The organism is Polaromonas sp. P1_E3 (genome assembly GCF_056405935.1).
On record NZ_JBFUBD010000187.1, the window covers coordinates 1 to 5,394 of the forward strand.

The 5,394-nt window shown below is 62.1% G+C and carries 5 protein-coding genes; 4 read left to right on the forward strand and 1 reads right to left on the reverse strand.

Annotated elements, in window-relative coordinates; all coding sequences use genetic code 11:
- On the forward strand, positions 1 to 340 hold a 340-nt coding region (locus AC1D0Z_RS15430; protein WP_477659105.1), incomplete at its 5' end, for an acyl-CoA dehydrogenase family protein.
- Between the two features lie 152 nt (positions 341 to 492).
- Here AC1D0Z_RS15430 and AC1D0Z_RS15435 read toward each other — a convergent pair.
- Complete coding sequence (locus AC1D0Z_RS15435) at positions 493 to 1,050, reverse strand: HNH endonuclease (RefSeq protein WP_122955515.1); 558 nt, start codon at positions 1,048 to 1,050, stop codon at positions 493 to 495.
- A gap of 174 nt (positions 1,051 to 1,224) precedes the next feature.
- Between AC1D0Z_RS15435 and AC1D0Z_RS15440 the strand changes: the two genes are divergently transcribed.
- The 3 genes from AC1D0Z_RS15440 to AC1D0Z_RS15450 all read left to right on the forward strand — a co-directional run.
- Positions 1,225 to 2,190 carry a bifunctional riboflavin kinase/FAD synthetase gene (locus tag AC1D0Z_RS15440; protein WP_477659106.1) on the forward strand — a complete coding sequence of 322 codons (966 nt, stop codon included), beginning with the start codon at positions 1,225 to 1,227 and terminating at the stop codon, positions 2,188 to 2,190.
- Positions 2,191 to 2,304: 114 nt separating this feature from the next.
- Positions 2,305 to 5,124: an isoleucine--tRNA ligase gene (gene ileS / locus AC1D0Z_RS15445; protein WP_477659107.1), complete on the forward strand. Its 2,820-nt coding sequence runs from the start codon at positions 2,305 to 2,307 to the stop codon at positions 5,122 to 5,124.
- Positions 5,124 to 5,394 (forward strand): signal peptidase II (locus tag AC1D0Z_RS15450; protein WP_477659108.1); only part of this gene is annotated, 271 nt, incomplete at its 3' end. The genes ileS and AC1D0Z_RS15450, both read left to right, overlap by 1 nt.

The window sequence follows — 5,394 nt, forward strand, 5'->3', positions numbered from 1 at the left end:
CATCAGCACTTTCCAGGCGCTGCGCCACCGCGTGGCCGACATGAAGATGCAGCTGGAACTGGCGCGCTCGATGAGCTATTACGCCTCGCTCAAGCTCAATGCACCCGCCGACGAACGCGCCCGGGCGCTGGCGCGCGCCAAATACCAGCTGGGCGTGTCGATGCGCTTTGTGGGCCAGCAGGCGGTGCAGCTGCACGGCGGCATCGGCGTGACGGATGAATACATCGTGAGCCACTACTTCAAGAAGCTGACGCAGCTGGAAATGACGTTTGGCGACACGCTGCACCATCTGAGTGAGGTATCGGAGCGGATGCAGGAAACGGCCGGCGTATTTGCCTAAAAGTAACGATCCCCCCCGAAGCGGCCTGCGGCCGCCTCCCCCTCAAGGGGGCGCCACCWGCGGCCCGGCAAAGCCGGTTCCGCGCTGGCACTTGACCTGACCGCGCTACCCTAGCCGGAGAGTTACGCGTGCAGGCGTGAGAGGATCGGTCATCACCCGTGCAGGCGTGATGTTTTCGGAATATGCGCCATCAAAAACTCCATCTGGTCCGCCAGAATGCGGCGGTTGCGCAGGATGAAGTCTTCCCAGAGGCTGGGCACATAGGGCGTATAGAGCAGCGGCATGTGCGCCTGTTCGGGCGTGCGGCTGCTTTTGCGGTGGTTGCAGGCGCGGCAGGCGGTCACCACGTTCATCCAGGTGTCTATGCCTTTTTGGGCAAACGGAATGATGTGCTCACGCGTCAGGTCTTCTTCATGGAAATGCCCGCCGCAGTAGGCGCACACATTGCGGTCGCGGGCGAAAAGCTTGCCGTTGGTCAGGCCCGGCTTGAGGTCAAACGGGTTGATGTTGGGCACGCCCTTGGTGCCGATGATGCTGTTGACCGTGATGATGGACTGCTCACCCGTGATGGCGTTGTGGCCGCCATGGAAGGTGACGACCCGCGCACCCATCTCCCAGCGCACCTCGTCAGCCGCGTAATGCAACACGGCTTGTTCAAGGCTGATCCAGGATTGCGGCAATCCCTGGGCTGAGAGCTTCAAGACCTTCAAAACGAACCTCCATCATGGTGGATGCCGCATTGGAGCGCGGCGTTCGGCTGGCTGAGTGGACTGACTGTGTATCAATATACAGTGAAATCATGGCAAACAGGTTCAAATCCCCCATAAACCACGTTGAGGCCCCGCTGAGCCGGGCTCCAGCGCTATAAAAACGATAATTGCCCCATGAAAATTTTCCGCGGCTACCACCATCCCCAGCTGGCGGCGCATTGCGCCCTGACCATCGGCAATTTTGATGGTGTGCACCGCGGCCACCAGGCCATGCTGGCGCTGCTGAAAAATGAGGCGCAGCATCGCGGCGTTCCCAGCTGCGTCATGAGCTTCGAGCCCCATCCGCGCGACTACTTCGCCGGTGTGGCCCGCAAGCCCGAGCTGGCGCGCTGCGGCATCGACCAGTGCGTGGTCTTGCCCTTTAACGCCGCGCTGGCATCCCAGCCGGCCGAATCCTTCATTCAGGATGTGCTGGTCAAGGGCTTGGGCGTGAAGTACGTACTGGTGGGCGACGACTTCCGCTTTGGCGCCAAGCGGGCAGGCGACTACGCCATGCTCGACGCCGCCGGCGACCGGCTGGGCTTTGATGTGGCACGGATGAACAGTTATGAAGTGCGAGGCCTTCGGGTGTCAAGTTCTGCGGTGCGCGAAGCGCTGGCTGAAGGCCGGATGGACCGGGTGGCTGGCCTGCTGGGGCGGCCTTACAGCATCTCCGGCCACGTGGTGCATGGCCGCAAGCTGGGTCGCGACCTGGGCTTTCGCACACTCAACCTGCGGTTTTCGCACTGGAAACCGGCTGCCAGCGGGATTTTTGCAGTGCAGGTGTTCGGCCTGTCCGTCCAGCCCATTCCCGGCGTAGCCAACCTGGGCATCAGGCCCTCGCTGGATCCCGGGGATGTCAACGGTGGACGCGTGCTGCTGGAAACCCATTGCCTCGAATGGCCCGCCAGCCTTGGGCCCGAGGGGGCATACGGTAAAATCATCCGCGTGGAACTGCTTCATAAACTGCACGACGAACTGAAGTACGACAGCCTGGACAGCCTGAAAACAGGCATCGCCAAGGACTGCGACGACGCGCGGGCGTTTTTCGCCTCCATGCACACGGAAACCAGCCGCCAGACCACGCGCGACCGAATTTAGACGATCTCGTCGCCTCTGGCCCCGCCTTTACTTTTGGCGACCGGCTCCTCCCCACCGTATTTCCGGCGGCCGCTTTTTCAGGCCGCCCTAACAACAGCATCCCAGAAGCATCCCATGTCTGAAACCAAAACCGATTACCGCAGCACCCTGAACCTGCCTGACACGCCCTTCCCGATGCGCGGCGACCTGCCCAAGCGCGAAGCCGGCTGGGTCAAGGAATGGGACGAAAAAGGCATTTACAAGAAGCTGCGTGACGTGCGCGCCGGCAAGCCCAGGTTTGTACTGCACGATGGCCCGCCGTATGCCAACGGCAAGATCCACATCGGCCACGCGGTCAACAAGGTCCTGAAAGACATGATCGTCAAGGCGCGCCAGCTCAAGGGCCTGGACGCCATCTACGTGCCGGGCTGGGACTGCCACGGCCTGCCCATCGAAAATGCTATCGAAAAACTGCACGGACGCAATCTTCCAAGGGACGAAGTGCAGGCGAAGAGCCGCGCCTTCGCGACGGAGCAGATCGAGGGCCAGAGGGCCGACTTCAAGCGCCTGGGCGTGCTGGGCGAGTGGGACAACCCCTACCGCACGATGGACTTCGCCAACGAAGCCAATGAAATCCGCGCGCTTAAACGCATCATGGAGCGCGGTTTTGTGTACCGGGGCCTGAAGCCCGTGTACTGGTGCTTTGACTGCGGCTCCTCGCTGGCCGAGTTTGAGATCGAATACGCCGACAAGAAATCGCAGACGCTGGACGTCGGCTTCAAATGCGCCGAGCCCGAAAAACTGGCAGCAGCATTCGGTCTCAAGGGCCTGGACAAGGACGCCTTCGCGGTGATCTGGACGACCACCGCCTGGACCATTCCGGCCAACCAGGCGCTTAACCTGAACCCTGAGCTCGAATATGCGCTGGTCGACACCGAGCGCGGCATCCTGCTGCTGGCCTCCGTGCTGGTCGAAAAGTGCCTGGAGCGCTATCAGCTCACCGGCAAAGTGTTGGCCACAACAGCAGGCAAAAACCTGGCGCTGCTGAAATTCCAGCACCCCTTTTATGACGTCGAGGAAGGCTACCGCCGCTTCAGCCCGGTATTCCTGGCCGACTACGCCACGGCCGACGACGGCACGGGTATCGTGCATTCGTCACCCGCTTACGGCGTGGAAGACTTTAACTCCTGCGTGGCCAACGGCATTGCCTATGACGACATTCTCAACCCGGTGCAGGGCAACGGCCGCTACGTCGACGAGCTGCCGATGTTTGGCGGGCTCAATATCTGGAAGGCCGCGCCCCTGGTCATCGACAAGCTGCGCGAGCACGGCCGCCTCTTTGCCACACAAGATATCCTGCACAGCTACCCGCATTGCTGGCGCCACAAGACGCCGGTGATCTATCGCGCGGCGGCCCAGTGGTTTGTGCGCATGGACGAGGGCGAAGGCGTTTTCACCAAAGACAAGGCGCCGCAAACGCTGCGCAAACTGGCCCTGGCCGCCATCGAGGAAACCAGCTTCTACCCGGAAAACGGCAAGGTCCGCCTGCGCGACATGATCGCCGGCCGGCCCGACTGGTGCATCAGCCGCCAGCGCAACTGGGGCGTGCCGCTGCCTTTCTTCATCCACACCGCCACCGGCGAGCTGCATCCGCGCACCATGGAAATCATGGACCAGGCCGCGAGCATGGTGGAGACCGGCGGCATCGAAGCCTGGAGCAAGGCCACGGCCGAATCCGTGATCGGCAAGGATGCGCCCGACTACATCAAGAGCACCGACATCCTCGACGTCTGGTTTGACTCGGGCACCACGCATGACCACGTGCTGCGCCACAGCCACGCCGCGCAGTCGACCTGGCCGGCCGACCTGTACCTGGAAGGCCACGACCAGCACCGCGGCTGGTTCCACTCGTCACTGCTTACCGCCTGCGCGATGTACGACCACGCGCCCTACAAGGGCCTGCTCACACACGGCTTTACGGTAGACGGCAAGGGCCGCAAGATGAGCAAGAGCGAGGGCAATGTCGTGGTGCCGCAGGAGGTGAGCGACAAGCTGGGCGCCGAGATCATCCGCCTCTGGTGCGCTTCGACCGACTACTCGGGCGACCTGGGCATCGACGACAAGATCCTGGCCCGTGTGGTGGACGCCTACCGTCGCATCCGCAACACGCTGCGCTTTTTGATGGCCAACGTCAGCGACTTCGACCCGGCCAAAGACGCCGTGCCGCTGGAGCAGATGCTGGAAATCGACCGCTACGCCCTGAGCCGGGCGTCGCAGCTGCAGGCCGACATCCTGGCCCACTACGAGGTGTATGAATTCCACCCGGTGGTGTCCAAGCTGCAGATCTATTGCAGCGAAGACCTCGGCTCGTTCTACCTCGACATCCTGAAAGACCGGCTCTACACCACCGGCCCCAAATCGCTGGCCCGCCGCAGCGCGCAGACCGCGCTCTGGCAGATCACRCACGCCATGCTGCGCTGGATGGCGCCATTTCTCAGCTTCACGGCGGAAGAGGCCTGGAAGGTCTTCGGCTCATCCGAATCGATCTTCATGGAAACCTATGCCGAATTCCCCGTACCCGACGCGGCGCTTCTGGCCAAGTGGTCGCGCATCCGCGAAATCCGCGACGCGGTCAACAAGGACATCGAGACGCTGCGCGCCGACGGCAAGGTCGGCTCTTCACTGCAGGCCAATGTCGCACTGGAAGTCGCCGCTGAAGACCATGCGCTGCTGGCCTCGCTGGGCGAAGACCTCAAGTTTGTCTTCATCACGTCTGCTATCGATTTAATAGCTGGTAGCTCACAATCAACGCGGGTTGCAGCCAGTTCCGACACCAAATGCGAGCGCTGCTGGCATTACCGCAGCGATGTGGGTCACGACGCGGCCCACCCGACCATTTGCGGCCGCTGCACCAGCAACCTGTATGGCGCCGGTGAAGACAGGAAGTTCGCCTGATGCCCAAAACGACTTTCATCAAATCGCCGGGCAGCATGCTCCCGTGGCTGGGCCTGGCGCTGCTGATCCTGATCGCCGACCAGTTCACCAAAGTATTGATCCTCGGTTACTACCGTCTGGGCGACACCACTTACGTGACCAGTTTTTTTAATGTCGTGCGGGTGCACAACACGGGTGCGGCGTTTTCCTTCCTGGCCGAAGCCGCGGGCTGGCAGCGCTGGTTCTTCACCGCCATCGGGGTTGCCGCGGCACTGTTTATTGTGTGGATGC